The 15,262-nt window shown below is 72.9% G+C and carries 15 protein-coding genes and 1 pseudogene; 9 read left to right on the top strand and 7 right to left on the bottom strand.

Annotated features, from left to right (window positions below; all coding sequences use genetic code 11):
- Window positions 1-438 precede the first annotated feature (438 nt).
- The 4 genes from OP18_RS56005 (at window position 439) to OP18_RS39375 (ending at window position 4,188) form a co-directional block, all read left to right on the top strand.
- Window positions 439-603, top strand: a complete 165-nt coding sequence (locus OP18_RS56005) for a hypothetical protein (protein ID WP_156090110.1) — start codon at window positions 439-441, stop codon at window positions 601-603.
- A 253-nt stretch (window positions 604-856) separates the two neighbouring features.
- Window positions 857-1,195 carry a hypothetical protein gene (locus OP18_RS39365; RefSeq protein ID WP_033364294.1) on the top strand — a complete coding sequence of 113 codons (339 nt, stop codon included), beginning with the start codon at window positions 857-859 and terminating at the stop codon, window positions 1,193-1,195.
- A gap of 122 nt (window positions 1,196-1,317) precedes the next feature.
- Window positions 1,318-1,923, top strand: a complete 606-nt coding sequence (locus OP18_RS39370; RefSeq protein WP_033364340.1) for a nucleotidyl transferase AbiEii/AbiGii toxin family protein — start codon at window positions 1,318-1,320, stop codon at window positions 1,921-1,923.
- A gap of 135 nt (window positions 1,924-2,058) precedes the next feature.
- Window positions 2,059-4,188, top strand: coding sequence for an acyltransferase family protein (locus OP18_RS39375; protein WP_033364295.1), 2,130 nt, complete (start codon window positions 2,059-2,061; stop codon window positions 4,186-4,188).
- On the opposite strand, the gene OP18_RS39380 is transcribed toward OP18_RS39375, so the two are convergent.
- The 3 genes from OP18_RS39380 to OP18_RS39390 are packed head-to-tail and all read right to left on the bottom strand — an operon-like array spanning window position 4,181 to window position 6,272.
- Window positions 4,181-5,410 (bottom strand): ATP-grasp domain-containing protein, encoded by a 1,230-nt coding sequence (locus OP18_RS39380; RefSeq protein WP_033364296.1) that lies wholly within the window; start codon window positions 5,408-5,410, stop codon window positions 4,181-4,183. The two genes, OP18_RS39375 and OP18_RS39380, sit on opposite strands and share 8 nt — an antisense overlap.
- Entirely contained in the window at window positions 5,313-6,023 is a 711-nt protein-coding gene (locus OP18_RS39385) for an alpha/beta hydrolase (protein WP_063745714.1), read from the bottom strand. The genes OP18_RS39380 and OP18_RS39385 overlap by 98 nt, the downstream gene beginning before the upstream one ends.
- Window positions 6,024-6,272, bottom strand: coding sequence for a PspC domain-containing protein (locus OP18_RS39390; RefSeq protein WP_052387999.1), 249 nt, complete (start codon window positions 6,270-6,272; stop codon window positions 6,024-6,026).
- A 117-nt stretch (window positions 6,273-6,389) separates the two neighbouring features.
- Between OP18_RS39390 and OP18_RS39395 the strand changes: the two genes are divergently transcribed.
- Both OP18_RS39395 and OP18_RS39400 read left to right on the top strand, forming a co-directional pair.
- Complete coding sequence (locus OP18_RS39395; protein WP_033364297.1) at window positions 6,390-6,908, top strand: general stress protein; 519 nt, start codon at window positions 6,390-6,392, stop codon at window positions 6,906-6,908.
- A gap of 39 nt (window positions 6,909-6,947) precedes the next feature.
- On the top strand, window positions 6,948-8,426 hold the full coding sequence (locus tag OP18_RS39400) for a hypothetical protein (protein ID WP_033364298.1): 1,479 nt from the start codon (window positions 6,948-6,950) through the stop codon (window positions 8,424-8,426).
- Window positions 8,427-8,485: 59 nt separating this feature from the next.
- On the opposite strand, the gene OP18_RS39405 is transcribed toward OP18_RS39400, so the two are convergent.
- Window positions 8,486-9,550: an AI-2E family transporter gene (locus tag OP18_RS39405; RefSeq protein WP_033364343.1), complete on the bottom strand. Its 1,065-nt coding sequence runs from the start codon at window positions 9,548-9,550 to the stop codon at window positions 8,486-8,488.
- Between the two features lie 141 nt (window positions 9,551-9,691).
- Between OP18_RS39405 and OP18_RS39410 the strand changes: the two genes are divergently transcribed.
- From OP18_RS39410 to OP18_RS39420, 3 genes are all read left to right on the top strand, one after another.
- Window positions 9,692-10,405, top strand: a complete 714-nt coding sequence (locus OP18_RS39410; protein WP_033364299.1) for a lysophospholipid acyltransferase family protein — start codon at window positions 9,692-9,694, stop codon at window positions 10,403-10,405.
- A gap of 56 nt (window positions 10,406-10,461) precedes the next feature.
- Window positions 10,462-11,403 carry an acyl-ACP desaturase gene (locus OP18_RS39415; protein ID WP_033364300.1) on the top strand — a complete coding sequence of 314 codons (942 nt, stop codon included), beginning with the start codon at window positions 10,462-10,464 and terminating at the stop codon, window positions 11,401-11,403.
- Between the two features lie 132 nt (window positions 11,404-11,535).
- Entirely contained in the window at window positions 11,536-11,901 is a 366-nt protein-coding gene (locus OP18_RS39420) for a histone-like nucleoid-structuring protein Lsr2 (RefSeq protein WP_033364301.1), read from the top strand.
- A 183-nt stretch (window positions 11,902-12,084) separates the two neighbouring features.
- On the opposite strand, the pseudogene OP18_RS61235 reads toward OP18_RS39420, so the two are convergent.
- The 3 genes and pseudogenes from OP18_RS61235 to OP18_RS39435 all read right to left on the bottom strand — a co-directional run.
- A pseudogene (locus tag OP18_RS61235) lies at window positions 12,085-12,306 on the bottom strand (transposase); the annotation flags it as partial.
- A 292-nt stretch (window positions 12,307-12,598) separates the two neighbouring features.
- The gene (locus tag OP18_RS39430; protein ID WP_156090112.1) at window positions 12,599-13,921 is read right to left on the bottom strand and encodes a hypothetical protein; all 1,323 of its coding nucleotides are present in this window, start codon (window positions 13,919-13,921) and stop codon (window positions 12,599-12,601) included.
- A 5-nt stretch (window positions 13,922-13,926) separates the two neighbouring features.
- Window positions 13,927-15,156, bottom strand: coding sequence for a type III PLP-dependent enzyme (locus tag OP18_RS39435; protein ID WP_052388001.1), 1,230 nt, complete (start codon window positions 15,154-15,156; stop codon window positions 13,927-13,929).
- Between the last annotated feature and the right edge of the window lie 106 nt (window positions 15,157-15,262).

Consider the following 15,262-nt stretch of genomic DNA (forward strand, 5'->3'; position numbering starts at 1 on the left):
CTCCACACCCTCACCACCAGCACCTGAATGAGGGGACGGCGCTTCGCGCCGCCCCCTCATTCAGCAACCCAACCCCACCACCGAAAACGCAACAGGCTCGCAGGGCACCAACGATCCACCGGGTAGTCGGGTTCACCAGTGCCAGCGGGCGGTGTGATGGTGGTGCGCGGTGGACGGCGTGATGTCCACGGTGCCGGTGGCGCGGTGTTCCTGGACGGCGCGGTGGCACTCAGCGCGGACGCGGGCGCGCTGGGGGCGGGTCCAGGTGGTGAGGACGAAGGCGCGGGTCGGGCCGTCGGGGGTCCACCGCGGCCCGCCGTGCGGGCGCCACGTGCAGTGGGTGCGGTGCCCGGTGCGAGGAGCTGCCGCAGGTCCGGGGCGGCGGGCAGGTCGCACTCAGCGCGGCGGGGTGCGAACGCCCGTTGGAGCTGACTGCCGGTGCCGGTGCCGGTGCCGGTGCCGTTGCCGTTGCCGGTGCCGTTGCCGGTGCGGGGAGCGGTGCGGCGGCGGGTGCGGATGAGCCGGGCGTGGCCCGGGTACTCGGTCGAGGAGAGGGCGGCGCAGCGGTGCAGCGGCGTCCACCAGGTGGCGCGGGCCCAGTAGGGGGCGTCGCGGTCGGTGCGTGACATGGTCTGACCCCGATCGGGGCCGCAGGGTGCGGTCCCTACCCGGGGTGGGCCGTGTCGGGCACCAGTTCGGCGCGGGTCAGCACCCGCTCACCATAAGCCGGCCCAGCCGGCCCAGCCAGTGCAGCGGGCGTGGCGTTCGGCGACGTGGCGCGCGGGACGGCACGCGGGGGCTTCGGGTGGTGACCGGCGGTACACTACGGCGAACAGGGGCCAGGAGAGGGTCGGGCATGCAGGACGAGACGGATCCGGGACGCATCGCGTTTCTCGCGCGGCCGCACCGTCCCGCGCTCGTCTCAAGGACGCTGACCGAGCTGCGTGGGCCGGTCCGTGGGGTGGTGGAGCTGCCGCAGCGGCTCATGTGGAATCCCCGGCGCGACTTCGACCTGGACAATCCTGACCTGCTGCTGTGGATGTACGAGAACGTGCTGCGCGAGGCGATCCGCGTCGAGGAGCTGCGCCGGTGGGTCAACGGCCGGCGGTTGGTCAGGGTGTGGCCGGAGCTGAACCTGCCGCGGGGGGTCCGCCTGGCGTGGGAGGCTCGCCACCAGCAGCTGCGCCTCAGGTGAGCGGGAGCGGCGGGACCCCGCCGGGTGCCGGCGCGGACGGCCAGACGGACCGTGAAGGACCGGCCGGCTCGGACGGCCCGACCGGGTCGACCACCGATCCGTTCTACACCGAGGTCGCCAGGATCGCGCTGGCCGTGGGGGAGCGGCACGGGTTCGTGCTCGGCGGCGGGTTCGCGTGGCTCATGAGCGGCCTGGTGTCGCGGCCGACCGAGGACGTCGACCTGTTCACCGACACCGACGGCGGGGCCGGGCGGGCCGCCGACGCCGTGTGCCGGGCGCTGCGGGCGGCCGGGTACACGGTCCAGGAAGAGGAGGCCGACGACCTGCTCGACCTGTTCGCGGGGTTCGACCAGCGTGAGTTCACCGTCGGCGACGGGGACCGGACGGTGCGGTTGACGCTGAGCCGGCTGGACCGGTCGCAGAGCCCGGTGATGATGGACGTCGGGCCGGTCATGCACCGCGACGACCTGATCGCCACGAAGGTCGCGGCGCTGGTCAACCGGCGGGAGGTGCGCGACTACATCGACGTCGCCGCCGCGTTGCAGCACTACACCGTGCAGCAGCTGCTGGACCTGGCCCGGCGGCAGGACCCCGGGCTCGAGGACGACGACGTGCACGCCGCGGGACGGTACCTCGACCGGCTCGACGACGGCCGGTTCGCCTACTACGGGCTGACCCCCGAGCGGGTCAGCGAGCTGCGCCAGCGCCTGCAAGCATGGCCCCGGTAGACAAGAAGCACGGCACCCGGTAGACGAAGCGGCCCCGGTCAACACGAGGCGGCACCGGTGAGCCACGTCACCTGACGGAGGGTGGCGCGGGGGCACCCGCTACCGTGTCCCGGTGCCGAGCCGTTGGAGGGACTGATGACCACCTATCAGCCCTACCGGACCGCCCAGTACACCAGGCCGGCGCCCGAGCCGCCCGCCCGCGACCGGTTCCGGCCGGACATCGAGGGGCTTCGCGCCGTCGCGGTGCTGCTCGTCGTCGCCAACCACGCCGGGCTCGGGCTGGTGCACGGCGGGTACGTGGGCGTCGACGTCTTCTTCGTGATCTCCGGCTTCCTGATCACGCTGCACCTGTTCAAGGAGCTGCAGCGCACCGGCCGGATCGGGTTCGGCGCGTTCTACGGGCGGCGCATCGTGCGGCTGCTGCCGGCCTCGACGGTGGTGCTGGTCACCACGGTCGCGGCGGCCTGGACGTGGATGTCGCCGGTGCAGGCGAAGGCGGTGGTGCTCGACGCGCTGTCGGCGGCCGCGTACGGCATCAACATCCGTCTCGCGGTGCTCGGCACCGACTACCTGTCCGCGGAGCTGGAGCCGTCGCCGCTGCAGCACTTCTGGTCGCTGGCGGTCGAGGAGCAGTTCTACTTCATCTGGCCGCTGCTGCTGGTGGTGGCCGCCACCCGCCGGGCCAGCCGGCGCAGCGCCGCCGTCGCGCTCAGCGTGCTGGGCGTCGTGTCGTTCGCCGTGTGCGTGTGGCAAACCGGGCACTCGCAGCCGTGGGCGTACTTCGGGATCCAGGCCCGCGCGTGGGAGCTGGCCGCCGGGGCGCTGATCGCCCTGGCCGCGGAGCGCCTGCGCCGGCTGCCCGGGGCGGCCGTGGCGACCTGGGCCGGCGTGGTCGCGATCGTCGCGTCGGCCGTGCTGTACGACGAGACCACCCGCTTCCCCGGCACCGCGGCGCTGCTGCCGGTCGCCGGTGCGGCGCTGGTCATCGCCGGCGGCTGCGCGCAACCCCGCTCGGGTGCGGTGCTGCTGCTGGGCCTGCGGCCGATGCAGGCGATCGGCAAGCTGTCCTACAGCTGGTACCTGTGGCACTGGCCGGCGCTCATGCTCGCCCCGCACATCGCCGGCGACGAGCTGGGCACGTGGACGCGGGCCGCGGTCGCCGCCGGCAGCCTGCTGCCGGCGTGGCTGTCGCTGCGGCTGGTGGAGAACCGGGTCCGGTTCAACCCGGTGTTCAAGCGCCGCCCCCGGCGGGGTCTCGGGCTCGGCGTCACGCTCACCGCCCTCGCGTGCGGCGCCTCGGCGATCTTCCTGGGCCTGCCGAACGAGGTGGAGGGCAAGGGCACCGCGCAGGACACCGCGTCGGTGATCTCGGAGTCGCAGCAGCTCGCCGACGCCCGCCGGCAGCTGCTGGACCTGATCGCGACGAGCGCGCCGCTGACCGCGATGCCGCAGAACCTGACGCCGCCGGTGACCGCCGCGACCAACGACCGGCCGCAGGCGTCGAAGGGGTGCCTCGCGTCGCTGGACGAGACGTCGATCAAGCCGGCGCTGGCGCAGGGGTGCGACCGGCACGGCGACCCGCAGGCGACCACCACGCTGGTGCTGTTCGGCGACTCGCACACCGAGCAGTGGTTCGACGCCGTGGACGCGGTCGCGAAGCGCCGGCACTGGCGGCTCGTCGTGCTCACCAAGTCCGGCTGCACGCCCGCCGACGCCTACACCATCAAGATCAACGCGCGGCGGGCGTTCACCGAGTGCGCCACCTGGCGCGAGGAGGCGTTCGCGAAGATCAAGGAGCTCAAGCCGGCGCTGGTACTGCTGTCCACCCGCACCTACGGCGACCCGCCCGTCGACAAGGCCGGCGCGGCCACGGTGCCGAAGGCGGAGGCCGACACCGCCTGGGCGCAGGCGCTGATGCGCTCGGCGAAGCGCGTCGCGGACCTCGGCGCCCGGCCGGTCATCATGCAGGACACCCCGGACCCGCGCGGCACCAGCGTCCCCGACTGCGTCGCCGCGCACCCCGAGGCCGTCCAGCAGTGCGCGCTGAAGGTCGCCACCGCCGTCTACGCCACCCGCAGGACCGCCAACGCGGAGGCGGCGCAGGCGGCCGGGTACACCGTCATCGACCCCACCGACTGGTTCTGCACCGCGACGGTCTGCCCGGTGATCATCGGCAACGCCCTGGTGTACCGCGACGGCAGCCACGTCACGACCAGCTACGTCAAGCTGCTCACCCCGCTGCTGCAGGCGGAGCTGGTCAGCTGAGCGTCTCGCGCTTCCACAGGTCGATGAGGCCGCGGAAGTGCGCGACGAACCGGTCGTGCTCGTGCGGCGGGTACGTGCCGCGCACCGTGTCCACCAGCAGGTCGTCGAATTCCTGCGACGTCACCCACTCGGCGACCAGGGCCGGCACGTGCGGCAGCGCCGTGTCGCAGAACTCGCGGTACTCCTCGACCGCCAGGTAGTCGTCGGCGATGCGCCGGTACGCGGCGAGCCTGCCGCGGTAGTCCAGGCCCGGGTCGTCGGCGACGGCGAAGTAGCGGGCGGTGTCCAGGTCCAGGCTCGGCCGCCGGCCGGTCACCACGCAGAACGCCGACCAGCGCACCAGCGCCGTCATCGCCCACGGGAAGTAGTAGTGCAGGCTGGTCAGGGCGACGTCGGGGCAGGCGTTGGCGTAGTCGATCGGGTGGACCACCCCGTCGCGGACCAGGCACTCGCAGGAGTTGAACTCCCACCGGAAGAACGCGTTGACCAGCCGCGAGATCGTCACCACCTCGTCGCCGACGGTCGCGTCGAGGAAGTCGTGCTCCACCGCGTACCGCTCGTGCATCGGCAGCTCGGGGCGGAACTTCATGACCATCGTCTCGGGGCCGATCGTCAGGGACCGGGTGAACACGTCGTAGCCCTCGATCGCCTGCTGCAGGTGCATGAGCCGCTCGCCGGACTGGTCGTAGGCGGCGTGCAGCGCGGTCGAGTCCGCGATGCGGGACACCCCGACCCAGGCGCCGCCGTCGTAGGGCTTCATGAACAGCGGGTACCCGAGCGCCTCGGCGACCGCGTCGAGGTCGAACGGCCGGTTGTACCGTTCCGCGGTGTACGCCCACTTCGCGTGGTCGACCGGGTTCTTGTACGGCACCAGCACGGTCTCCGGCACGTGCAGGCCGAGGCGCATCATCGCGCAGTACGCGGCGTGCTTCTCCATCGACTGGAACGTGAACGGGCTGTTGAGCAGGTACACGTCGTCCATCAGGGCGATCTTCTTCAGCCACTCGCGCGGGTGGTAGTACCAGTACGCCAGCCGGTCGATCACGAGGTCGTGCCGCGGCTTGTCGCGCAGGTTGAACGGCTCGATGCTCACCCGCGTGGTGTCGAGGCGGTGGGTGACGCCGTCACGCCCCCGGATCGGGCCGATCCGGCCGATCAGGGTCTCGAACGCCCGAGGCCAGTCCTGCTCCGTGCCGAGCAGCAGGCCGATGAGATGGTCCATCCGTGAACTCCCGGAGCAGCGGTGGCAGGTGCGGGCGCAGTGCGTCACGCCAGGTCGACATCGTGTGACCGCCGGGCACCTCGATGAGCGGCGCCCCGAGCCGCCGCGCCATCGCCCGGTTGTTGTGCAGGTTCTCCTCGTCCCGGCCGCACGTCAACACCGTGCGTGCGGCGGTCGGCGCGGCCTGCTCGACGAAGTCGAGGATCCGCCGGTACCGGGGGAAACCCGACTCCTGCGGGTCCAGCTCGGCGGTGAAGAAGCTCCCCGACTGCAGGAACAGCCCGTCGAAGGTGCCCGGCCGGCGGTGCTCGGCGTGCAGCATGGCCAGGGCGCCGAGGCTCGCGCCGAGCCCGACCCGCGGGCCGGCGGGCAGCCGCGGCAGGACCCGGTCGACGAGGGCGTCGGCGTAGGCGGGGTTCGCCGAGTACCACTCGTTGCGGTCGCCGGGGGACAGCAGCGCCACGTGCACGGCGCCGGCGACGCGGCTCAGCGCGGCGCCGTCCTCGTAGGCGGGGCCGTCGTGCGCGACGAGGACCACGTGGGCGCCGCCGGCGGGCGACACCACCCGGACCTCCAGGGTGCCGTCCAGCACCGGCACGCACAACGCGGTCACTCACGCACCATAGGGCAGGTGATCGCCGGACGCAGGGCTCACCGGCTGCACGTCCGGCGGGGTGTCCGGCATGACGACCCACAGGATGGGGTACGCCAGGACGGCGGTCCCGCCGGTGAGCAGCACGGCGAGCAGGAAGGCGGCGCGGGCCATGGTCGGGTCGACGCCGAAGTACTCGGCGAGGCCGCCGATCACACCGGCGACGGTGCGGTCGGCGCGGGAGCGGCGCAGGCGCTTGATCTCGGTCATGCCCCAAGGTTGCCTGCGCACGGCACCTGACGACCTCGGGTGACGCCCTGAACGATCCCTGAGTCCTCACCCTTGCTCCGCCGGGCGGATCCGCGCCGGCGGACCTACGATTCGGCCATGACGACCCCTCCGCAACCCGATCCGAACGTCCCGCCGGTCTCCGACGACCTGGTCGCGCTCGATCGCAGCACGGTCACCGTCGCCCGGTACGCCGACTACGCCTCCGCGCAGCGGGCCGTGGACTATCTGTCGGACAACGGGTTCCCGGTCGAGCGGACCTCGATCATCGGCACCGACCTGCGCCTGGTGGAGAACGTGCTGGGCCGGCTCACCATCGGCCGGGCGGCGATGGCCGGCGCGCTCAGCGGCGTCTGGTTCGGCCTGTTCCTGGGCATCCTGTTCACCCTGTTCAGCACCTCGTCGTGGATCGGCATCATGCTCGTGGCGATCCTCGTCGGCGCGCTGTGGGGTGCGATCTTCGGCGCCCTCGCGCACGCCGCGACCGGCGGCCGGCGCGACTTCACGTCCCGCAGCTCGCTGCAGGCCGGCCAGTACGCGGTGACCGTCGAGGCGGAGGTCGCCGACGAGGCCCGCGTGCTGATCACCCGCGCCACCTGGCGGTCGGCCAACGACTGAGCACCGCCGCGGGGGCAGGCCCCCGCTACGATCACCGTCGTGGACGTCGATGAGCGGGTCAGGCGGGCGTTCGCGGCCGGCGAGCGGCTCAACCTCGGCGGCGCCGACGTGCCCGCGGCCCTGCTCGCCGAGCTGCTGACGGCGGAGCCGCCGACCCGCCGCGCGGCGCTGCGCCTGCACGAGGCCCGGGTCACCGGCCGGCTCGACGCGCCGCCGGAGTCGTTCCGCGACCTCGGCGACGGTGAGACCGCCACCCCCCGGCCCGGCGACGCCCAGGGCGTGGACCTGGACAGCGCCACCGTGCACGGCGGCGTGTTCCTGCGCCGCAGCGACGTGCACGGCGAGATCAGCCTGCGGCACGCCACGATCGGCGGGGTCGCCACGTTCACCGGCGCGACCCTGCGCAACCCCGGCGCCGTCGCGCTGCGGCTGGACCGCGCCGACGTCGGCGGCGGCGTCCACCTGCTCGGCGGCTGCCGGGTGGAGGGCGAGCTGCGGCTCGTCGGCACCCGCGTCGGGCGGATCCTGCGGCTGGCCGGCGCGACCCTGACCAACCCCGGCGGCCACGCCCTGCTCGCGGACAACTGCACCGTCGACGGGCCGCTCGACTGCCGCGACGGTTTCGCCGCCACCGGTGAGGTGTCGCTGCTGGAGGCCCGGGTCACCGGCCCGGTCTTCCTCGAGGGCGCCCGCCTGGACAACCCCGACGGCACCTCGCTGCGCGCCACGGGGATCGTCACCGGCTCGCTCATGCACTGCTGCGACGGGTTCACCGCGACCGGCCGGGTCACGATGCGGTCCGCCCGCATCGGCGGCCGGCTGTGCTTCCACGACGCGCGGCTGCAGGGCGTGTGGTGCACCGGTGCCGAGGCCGTCGAGCTGGACCTGCGCTTCGCCGCCCCGCCGGCCGGGCGGCTCGACCTGCGCTACGTGCGGGTGGCGCTGCTGCGCGACGACCCCGCGACCTGGCCCGCCGACCTGCGGCTGGACGGCCTCACGTACCAGACGCTGAATCCGCTGCTCGGTCCCGCGCAGCGGCTGCGGTGGCTGGCCAGCACCTCCGACGGCCTGCCGCCGCAACCCTACGAGCAGCTCGCCGGCGTCTACCGGGCGCTGGGCCACGACGAGGACGCCCGGACCGTCCTGCTCGCCAAGCAGCGCCGCCGCCGGGCGACCCGCCCGTGGTGGACGTGGCCGTGGAGCTGGCTGCAGGACGTGACCGTCGGCTACGGGTACCGTCCGCAACGCGCCGCCCTGTGGCTGGCCGCGCTGCTCGTCGCCGGCACCGCCGTGTTCACCGTGTGGCGCCCCGCGCCGGTCAATCCCGGTCAGCCGCCCGCGCTCTACCCGGTGGTCTACACCTTGGACCTGCTCCTGCCGATCATCGATTTCGGGCAGGAGCCCGCGTACCGCCCGACCGGGCCCGGCCAGTGGCTGGCGTTCCTGTTCATCGCCGCCAGCTGGACCCTCGCCACGACCGTCGCGGCCGGTTTCACGAGGGTCCTCACCCGCAACTGAACCGACCCGGCCGCCGACCCGGCCGCCGCCTCCGGCGGGCGTGGCCGGGTCTGGCGGGATCAGCGGGCGTTCTGCCGGGGGATGAACACCTCGCGGACGATGAGCTGGATCGCGGCGACCACCGGGATCGCGATCAACGCGCCGACCACGCCGAGCAGCGCCACGCCCAGCAGCACCGACAGGATCGCGGCGAGGTCGCTGACCTTGACCGCGCGGCGCATCACCGTCGGGTAGATGAGGTAGTTCTCGACCTGCTGGTAGATGACGAAGAAGATGACGCAGGCGATGCCCGCCGGGATGCTGGTGGCGAAGCCGACGATGCTCACCACGATCGCGCCGAGGGTGGCGCCGATCTGCGGGATGAGGTCGGTGATCGCGATCAGCACGGCCAGGGCGTAGGAGTACTTGATGTCCAGGACGAACAGGAAGACGAACGACGACAGCCCGGCGATGACCGCGATGGCGAGCGCGCCGCCGAGGTAGGCGCCGACCTTGGTGAGGATCTCGTCGACGAGCAGGGTGACCCGCTCGCGGCGGGAGGCGGGGACGAGCTTGTAGCCGCCCTCCTTCAGCCGGTCGAAGGCGGCCATGAAGTACAGGGTGAGCACGACCACGGTCACGATGTTGAACAGCGCGCTGAACACGACCTGCGCGCCGCCCCAGACACCGCCGAGGGCCTTGGTGACGTTGCCGGCGGTGGCCACGGACTTGAGCTGGTCGAGCAGCTTGTAGTCCTCGTTGAGCTTGTTGAGCTGGTCCTGGTGGCGCAGGTTGTCGATGTACCCGGGCAGGTTCTCGACCAGTGCGCCGGTCTGGGTCACCAGCGGCGGGATCAGCGCGAGCAGGCCGCCGCACAGCAGCAGCATCGCGCCGATGCCGACGGTTGCCACGGCGAGGGCGCGGGGCAGGCCCCAGCGGGTCAGCCGGACCACCGCCGGGTTGAGGCCGATCGCCAGGAACATCGCGATGAAGATCAGCACCAGGATCGAGCGGACCTGGTCGACCGCGAGGTACAGGCTGTACGCCAGCAGCAGCCCGATCCCGCCCAGCAGCCCGATGATCAGCGGCGAGCGCCGCATCGGCGGGCCCGGCGTGCCGAAGCGCGGCGGTGGCACCACGATGATGTCGACGTCATCGTCGTCCTCGTGCTCGTCGTTCTCGACGTCCTGGTCGACCGACACCCGGAGCTCCCACCCGCGAAGAAGAATAATGACCTTGAGGCAGGGTACCGGGCGACCTCCAGCGGAGGTCGGTAGCGTTATGCCATGGCTGATCTCGTGTACCCACCGGTCATCGCGCTCGCGAAGACGATGTTCCGGCTGCTCAACATGCGCATCACTGTCGAGGGTGCCGAGCACGTGCCCACCACGGGTGGGGCGGTCATCGCCTGCAACCACGTGTCGTATCTCGACTTCATCTTCTGCGGCCTCGGCGCCAACCCCTCCAAGCGGCTGGTGCGCTTCATGGCCAAGGAGTCGATCTTCCGGCACCGCGTCGGCGGACCGCTGATGCGCGGCATGCGGCACATCCCCGTCGACCGGGAGGCCGGCATGGCCTCCTACAAGGCGGCGCTGAACAACCTCAAGGACGGTGAGGTCGTCGGGGTGTTCCCCGAGGCGACGATCAGCCAGTCGTTCACCGTCAAGGAGCTCAAGTCCGGCGCGGCCCGGCTCGCCGCGGCCACCGGCACGCCGCTGGTGCCCATGGTGCTGTGGGGCACCCAGCGGTTCTGGACGAAGGGCCACCCGAAGGACCTCACCCAGCGCGGGATCCCGATCACGATCATCGCCGGGGAGCCGCTGCACCCGACCCGCCGGGACAACGCCGACGCCGTCACCGCCGAGCTGCGCACCCGGATGACGGCGATGCTGGACCGCGCCCAGCGCGAGTACCCGGACCGTCCCGAGGGCGTGTTCTGGCAGCCAGCGCACCTCGGCGGCACCGCGCCGACGCCCGAGTCGTTGCTGGCCGCCGACTAGTTGAGCATGTTTCACTCAGTACCGACCGAGCTGCCCCTGCGTTCCCCGGAGGTTCCGTGACGACCGAGCCCACCACCACCCTGGCCCTGCTCAACGAGCTGGAGCCGGTGGTCGAGGCCAACCTGAACCGTCACCTGGCGACGGCCAAGGAATGGTTCCCGCACGAGTACGTGCCGTGGAGCCAGGGCCGCGACTTCGACGGCGTGCTCGGTGGTGAGGCGTGGGAGCCCGGCCAGTCGAAGCTGTCCGAGGTGGCGCGCACCTCGCTCATCGTGAACCTGCTGACCGAGGACAACCTGCCCAGCTACCACCACGAGATCGCCACGATCTTCGGCCGGGACGGTGCCTGGGGCACCTGGGTGCACCGATGGACCGCGGAGGAGGGCCGGCACGGCATCGCCATCCGCGACTACCTGCTCGCCACCCGCGCCGTCGACCCGGTCGCCCTCGAGCGGGCCCGCATGACGCACATGGAGGGCGGCTTCGCCAACGCCTACGAGGGTCTCGTCGAGTCGGTGGCCTACGTGTCGTTCCAGGAGCTCGCGACCCGCGTGTCGCACCGCAACACGGGCGCGGCCAGTGGCGACCCGATCTGCGAGCAGCTGCTGGCCAAGGTCGCCAACGACGAGAACCTGCACATGATCTTCTACCGCAACCTGCTCAACGCCGCCTTCGACGCCGCCCCCAACACCACGATGCGCGCGGTGACGAAGGTGGCGAAGTCGTTCCAGATGCCGGGGCACACCATCGAGAACTTCGGCCGCAAGTCGGTCCAGATCGCCATGGCCGGCATCTACGACCTGCGCCTGCACCACGACGACGTGCTCGCCCCGGTGCTGCGCCAGGTGAAGGCGTTCGACCGGCCGCTGTCCGGCGACGGGGAGGCCGCCCGCGAGGAACTGTCGGCGTTCCTGGCCGACCTGGACACGCAGGCGAATCGGTTCGTCGAGCGGCGGGAGGCCACCAGGGCCCGGCAGAGCGCCCGGGCCGCCGTCTGATCGCGGTTACTCTTCGGGTACGCTCCAACGACCGTTCCGTGCCCGTCACTGCCCGTCTGACCGTTTTTCACGTGGAATTCAGGCTACTGGCGGGTTCGGAAGTAACTCCCCGTATCGGAAGGCAGCATCGCCATGGCCAGACGCGTGATCCATGAGCTGATCGACGACCTCGACGGCGAACTCGCCGACGAGAGTGTCAGCTTCGGCCTTGACGGCGTGCAGTACACGATCGACCTGTCCGCCAAGCACGCCGCTGAGCTGCGCGACGCCCTCGCGCCGTTCGTCGGTGCGGCGACGAAGGTCGGCCGTCTCACCCCGGCACCCACCGCACCGGCTCGTCCGGGTGGTCGGGTCCGGCCGGTCCTGTCCGCCCGCGCGGAGCGGGAGCAGAACCGGGCCATCCGTGAATGGGCCCTGTCGAAGGGCATCGAGGTGTCCGACCGCGGCCGGATCCGCTCGGATCTCGTCGAGCGGTATCACGCCGAGGCAGGACATTGAAGGTTCCGCACCACACTCACTGAGGGCGCCCCGTTACGGGGTGCCCTCAGTGCTTTCCGGGCCCGCCACGGCCGCTGGTGCACCTGGCCCGGCAGCGGACCGGGGTGAGCAGGTCGCGCGGGTGGTGGGTCCGGCCGCGTTGCCAGCCGGCGCCGGGCAGGGCCGCGCCGATCGCTGAGACCGGGCCCGGCGGCGATGCTGCGGCAGCCAGTCGGGAAGGTACGAGCCGTGCCGCAGCTCCGGGATCGCCAGCGCCACGCTGCCGGCACGGGTGTCCCAGTCCCGTTGCCGGTCGCCGTTGCGCTGGTCGACCCGCTCGTCGCTGCGCTCGCCGTGCTCGGCGCCGCAGACAGCGTCGGCCTCGGTCGGGATGAGTGCTTCGGCGAACGTCTGCACCATCGAACGCCGCGCGGCCCTTCGGTGCTCCACGCCGGGTCGCGCCCGTGCCGGCCGAGTAGCCCGACCGTGTCCACCGGGCCGTGTTCACCGCGACCGTCGAGGGTCCTGCACGCGCCCTGACTCCGCCGGCCGCCGCGGTCGCCAAGCCTGGAATTGCGCCACCCCCGGTCCGCGGCGCGCCGGCGACGCGTTCAAGGGGCCGGCCGTCGTCGAAGCCGTAGGGGGACGCGCCGCCGCCCCGTCAGGCCGGCGAGCACGGACCGCCGGTCCCCGCCGCGCTCGCGCGTCCCGGCCCCCGTCACCGACGATCGTACCCGCTGAAATCAGCGGGAACACGTTCCGTGACCTGGTTACCACGCTCCGCGTGTAGTCCGGAAACCCGGCGTCTTGAGGTGCGGCTGCGGACGAGGGCGGACAGCGCCGCGGCGGCCAGGGTGGCGGCGGCGACGCTGCTGGTCAGGCCGATCGCGGGCGCCGCGACCAGGGCCGGCAGCAGCCGCACCGCGACCGCGCCGCCGAGGGCGCGGGTCGAGGCGCTCCAGGCGAGCACCGTGGTCACGGTGCCGGGTGTGGCGTCGCGGGCGATCCGGGCGTCCATGCCGCCCTCGAACGCGGTCATGCTGAGCCCGGACAGGAACTGCGCGGCGAACAGGCCGAGCAGGTGCGCCGGGGCGAGCAGCCAGCCCAGGAGCATCCCGACACCCCACATCGGCCAGGTGACCTGCGGCGGGAGGCGGAGCCGGTCGACGACGGCGACGGCCGAGGACGACAGCAGGCACCCGGCGCTGAACGCGATCGCCGCCCCCGCCACCGCCCGCTGCCCGTGCAGCTCGCTGGCGAGCGCGACCGACAGCAGCGTCGGCCCGGCCGCCAGCAGCGTGACGACGCCGCCGCCGGCCAGGACGGGCCACGGCAGCCGCAGGCGGCCGGACCGGGCCTGCGCGCGCCGGGCGATCCGGGTGACGGGCACCCCGGCGGCGGACACCATCCCGGCGGCGGATGAGGCGTCACGGACCCGGGCCCGGCGCGCGGTGAGGACGGTGGGCAGCAGGCTCAGGCCGTACACCAGGAACACGGCGAGGAACGCGTGGCCATGCAGCGGCAGCAGGGCGGCGACCCCGGCACCGGCGGCCTCGACCGCCGCGATCGACAGCGCATAGCGGGTCATCGCCTGGGGCCGGGCGTCGACGGCGGCGACCTCGGCGCGCATCGCGGCGAACCCGGCGAAGGCGGCGACGTGCATGAGCACGATCCCGGCCGCGACGAGCCGGCCGTCGTAGCCGGCCAGCAGCGCGGCCAGGGTCGCGACCCGCAGCACGCCCTCGGTGCCGCCGGCGAGCACCAGCAGGGTGCGGCCGGGCAGGTGCCGGGCGAGCCGGCCGGTGACCGGCGCGGACAGCACGACGCCGGCGAGCATGGCGGCGTTGAACAGCCCGGCGAGGGCGAGACCGCCGCGCTCGACGGCGACCAGGTTGAAGACCGTCCAGCCGAGCGACAGGCCGAACGAGTCGACGAGCCCCGACACCATCAGCTCGCGCAGCCGGCCGGCGCGCCGCCGGCCGCCGGGGACCACGCCGCGGTGGCGGGCCGGCCGGTGCGTCCGTGGGGGCGCAACGGCCACCGCCATCAGCTGCCGCCGACCCGGGCCGCGGGCAGGTGCGCCGACGGGGCGACCCCGCCGACGAACACCGGCTCAGGCGGCGGGAAGCCGTTGAAGTGCGACGCGTAGCTCAGCGTGTACGCGCCCGCCGAGCCGATGTACAGCCGGTCGCCGACGTCGACGGTGGAGGGCAGGTTCACCCCGTAGAACATGGTGTCGGAGCTGTCGCACGACGGGCCGGTGACGGTGAAGGGCAGGTGCGGCACCAGGGCGTGGTCGGTGCGCGACGTCCACAGCGGGAACCGCCACTGCTGCACGGTCTGCTGGGTCTCCATCATGCCGTGGTAGGCGCCGATGTCGAGGTACAGCCAGTTCTCCCCGGCGCGGACCTCGCGGCCGAGCACGGAGGCGACCATGACGGCGCTCTCCGCGACGAGGTGCCGGCCCGGCTCGGCGGCCAGCAGCCGCGGCCGGTAAGGCAGCAGCTCGTCCAGGGCGGGCACGATCGCGCCGGCGATCTGCTCCAGCGACGGGACGCGCTCGACGTAGCGGGCCGGGAACCCGCCGCCCAGGTCGAGCATCTCCAGGTGGATGCCGTCGGCGGCGAGGGCCGCCATGAGCGCGCCGGCGGCCGCGATCGCCTGCCGCCACGCGCTGGTCGTGCCGCACTGCGAGCCGACGTGGAAGGTGACGCCGTACGGCCGCAGCCCCAGCTGCCGGGCCAGCAGCAGCAGCGCCCGCGCCTCGTGCGCCTCCGCGCCGAACTTCCGCGACAGCGGGAAGCTGCTGGTCGAGTCGTCGACGCGCAGCCGGATGTAGACCGCGGCGCCGGGCGCGAGCTGGGCGAGCTTGTGCAGCTCGCCCTCGGAGTCGAAGCTGAAGCGCCACAGGCCGGCCTTGCGCGCCTCCACGATCGCGGCGGGGGGCTTGATCGGGTTGCTGTACAGCACCTCGGCGGGGTCGACGCCGATCTCCTGCAGCATCCGCAGCTCGCCGATGGAGGCGACCTCGAAGCCGGAGCCGAGCGCGGCGAGGGTGCCCAGGATGTCGGCGCTGGGGTTGCACTTCATCGCGTAGAAGGTGGAGACGCCGGGGATCGCGGCGGCGAAGGCGGTGTACCGGTCCACGACGGTGTCCAGGTCGACGGCCAGGAACGGCGTGGGCAGGTCCAGGCCGGCCAGGGTCTGCGGGCCGAGGGCGGCCGGCCAGTGTCCGGGGAGGTCCAGCCGCGCCTGGTCGGTGATGGCAGCCGTCATGTACCGGTCTCCTTCGTGATGCGGGTGCTCGTACGGGTCGGTCCGCAGATCGGCACGGTGCCCGGCGCAGCTTCGAAGGACTGCGGTTGCGGGTGTGGGGCGGAGC

This window comes from Dactylosporangium aurantiacum (genome assembly GCF_000716715.1).
GTDB lineage: Bacteria > Actinomycetota > Actinomycetes > Mycobacteriales > Micromonosporaceae > Dactylosporangium > Dactylosporangium aurantiacum.

What these genes read in the sequence shown, in the direction of transcription:
- OP18_RS39395 (WP_033364297.1), top strand. Translation starts at nt 6,390, where the DNA reads ATGACGACCCCTCCGCAACCCGATCCGAACGTCCCGCCGGTCTCCGAC.
- OP18_RS39420 (WP_033364301.1), top strand. Translation starts at nt 11,536, where the DNA reads ATGGCCAGACGCGTGATCCATGAGCTGATCGACGACCTCGACGGCGAA.
- OP18_RS39390 (WP_052387999.1), bottom strand. Translation starts at nt 6,272, where the DNA reads ATGACCGAGATCAAGCGCCTGCGCCGCTCCCGCGCCGACCGCACCGTC.
- OP18_RS39380 (WP_033364296.1), bottom strand. Translation starts at nt 5,410, where the DNA reads ATGGACCATCTCATCGGCCTGCTGCTCGGCACGGAGCAGGACTGGCCT.
- OP18_RS39410 (WP_033364299.1), top strand. Translation starts at nt 9,692, where the DNA reads ATGGCTGATCTCGTGTACCCACCGGTCATCGCGCTCGCGAAGACGATG.
- OP18_RS39375 (WP_033364295.1), top strand. Translation starts at nt 2,059, where the DNA reads ATGACCACCTATCAGCCCTACCGGACCGCCCAGTACACCAGGCCGGCG.
- OP18_RS39365 (WP_033364294.1), top strand. Translation starts at nt 857, where the DNA reads ATGCAGGACGAGACGGATCCGGGACGCATCGCGTTTCTCGCGCGGCCG.
- OP18_RS39435 (WP_052388001.1), bottom strand. Translation starts at nt 15,156, where the DNA reads ATGACGGCTGCCATCACCGACCAGGCGCGGCTGGACCTCCCCGGACAC.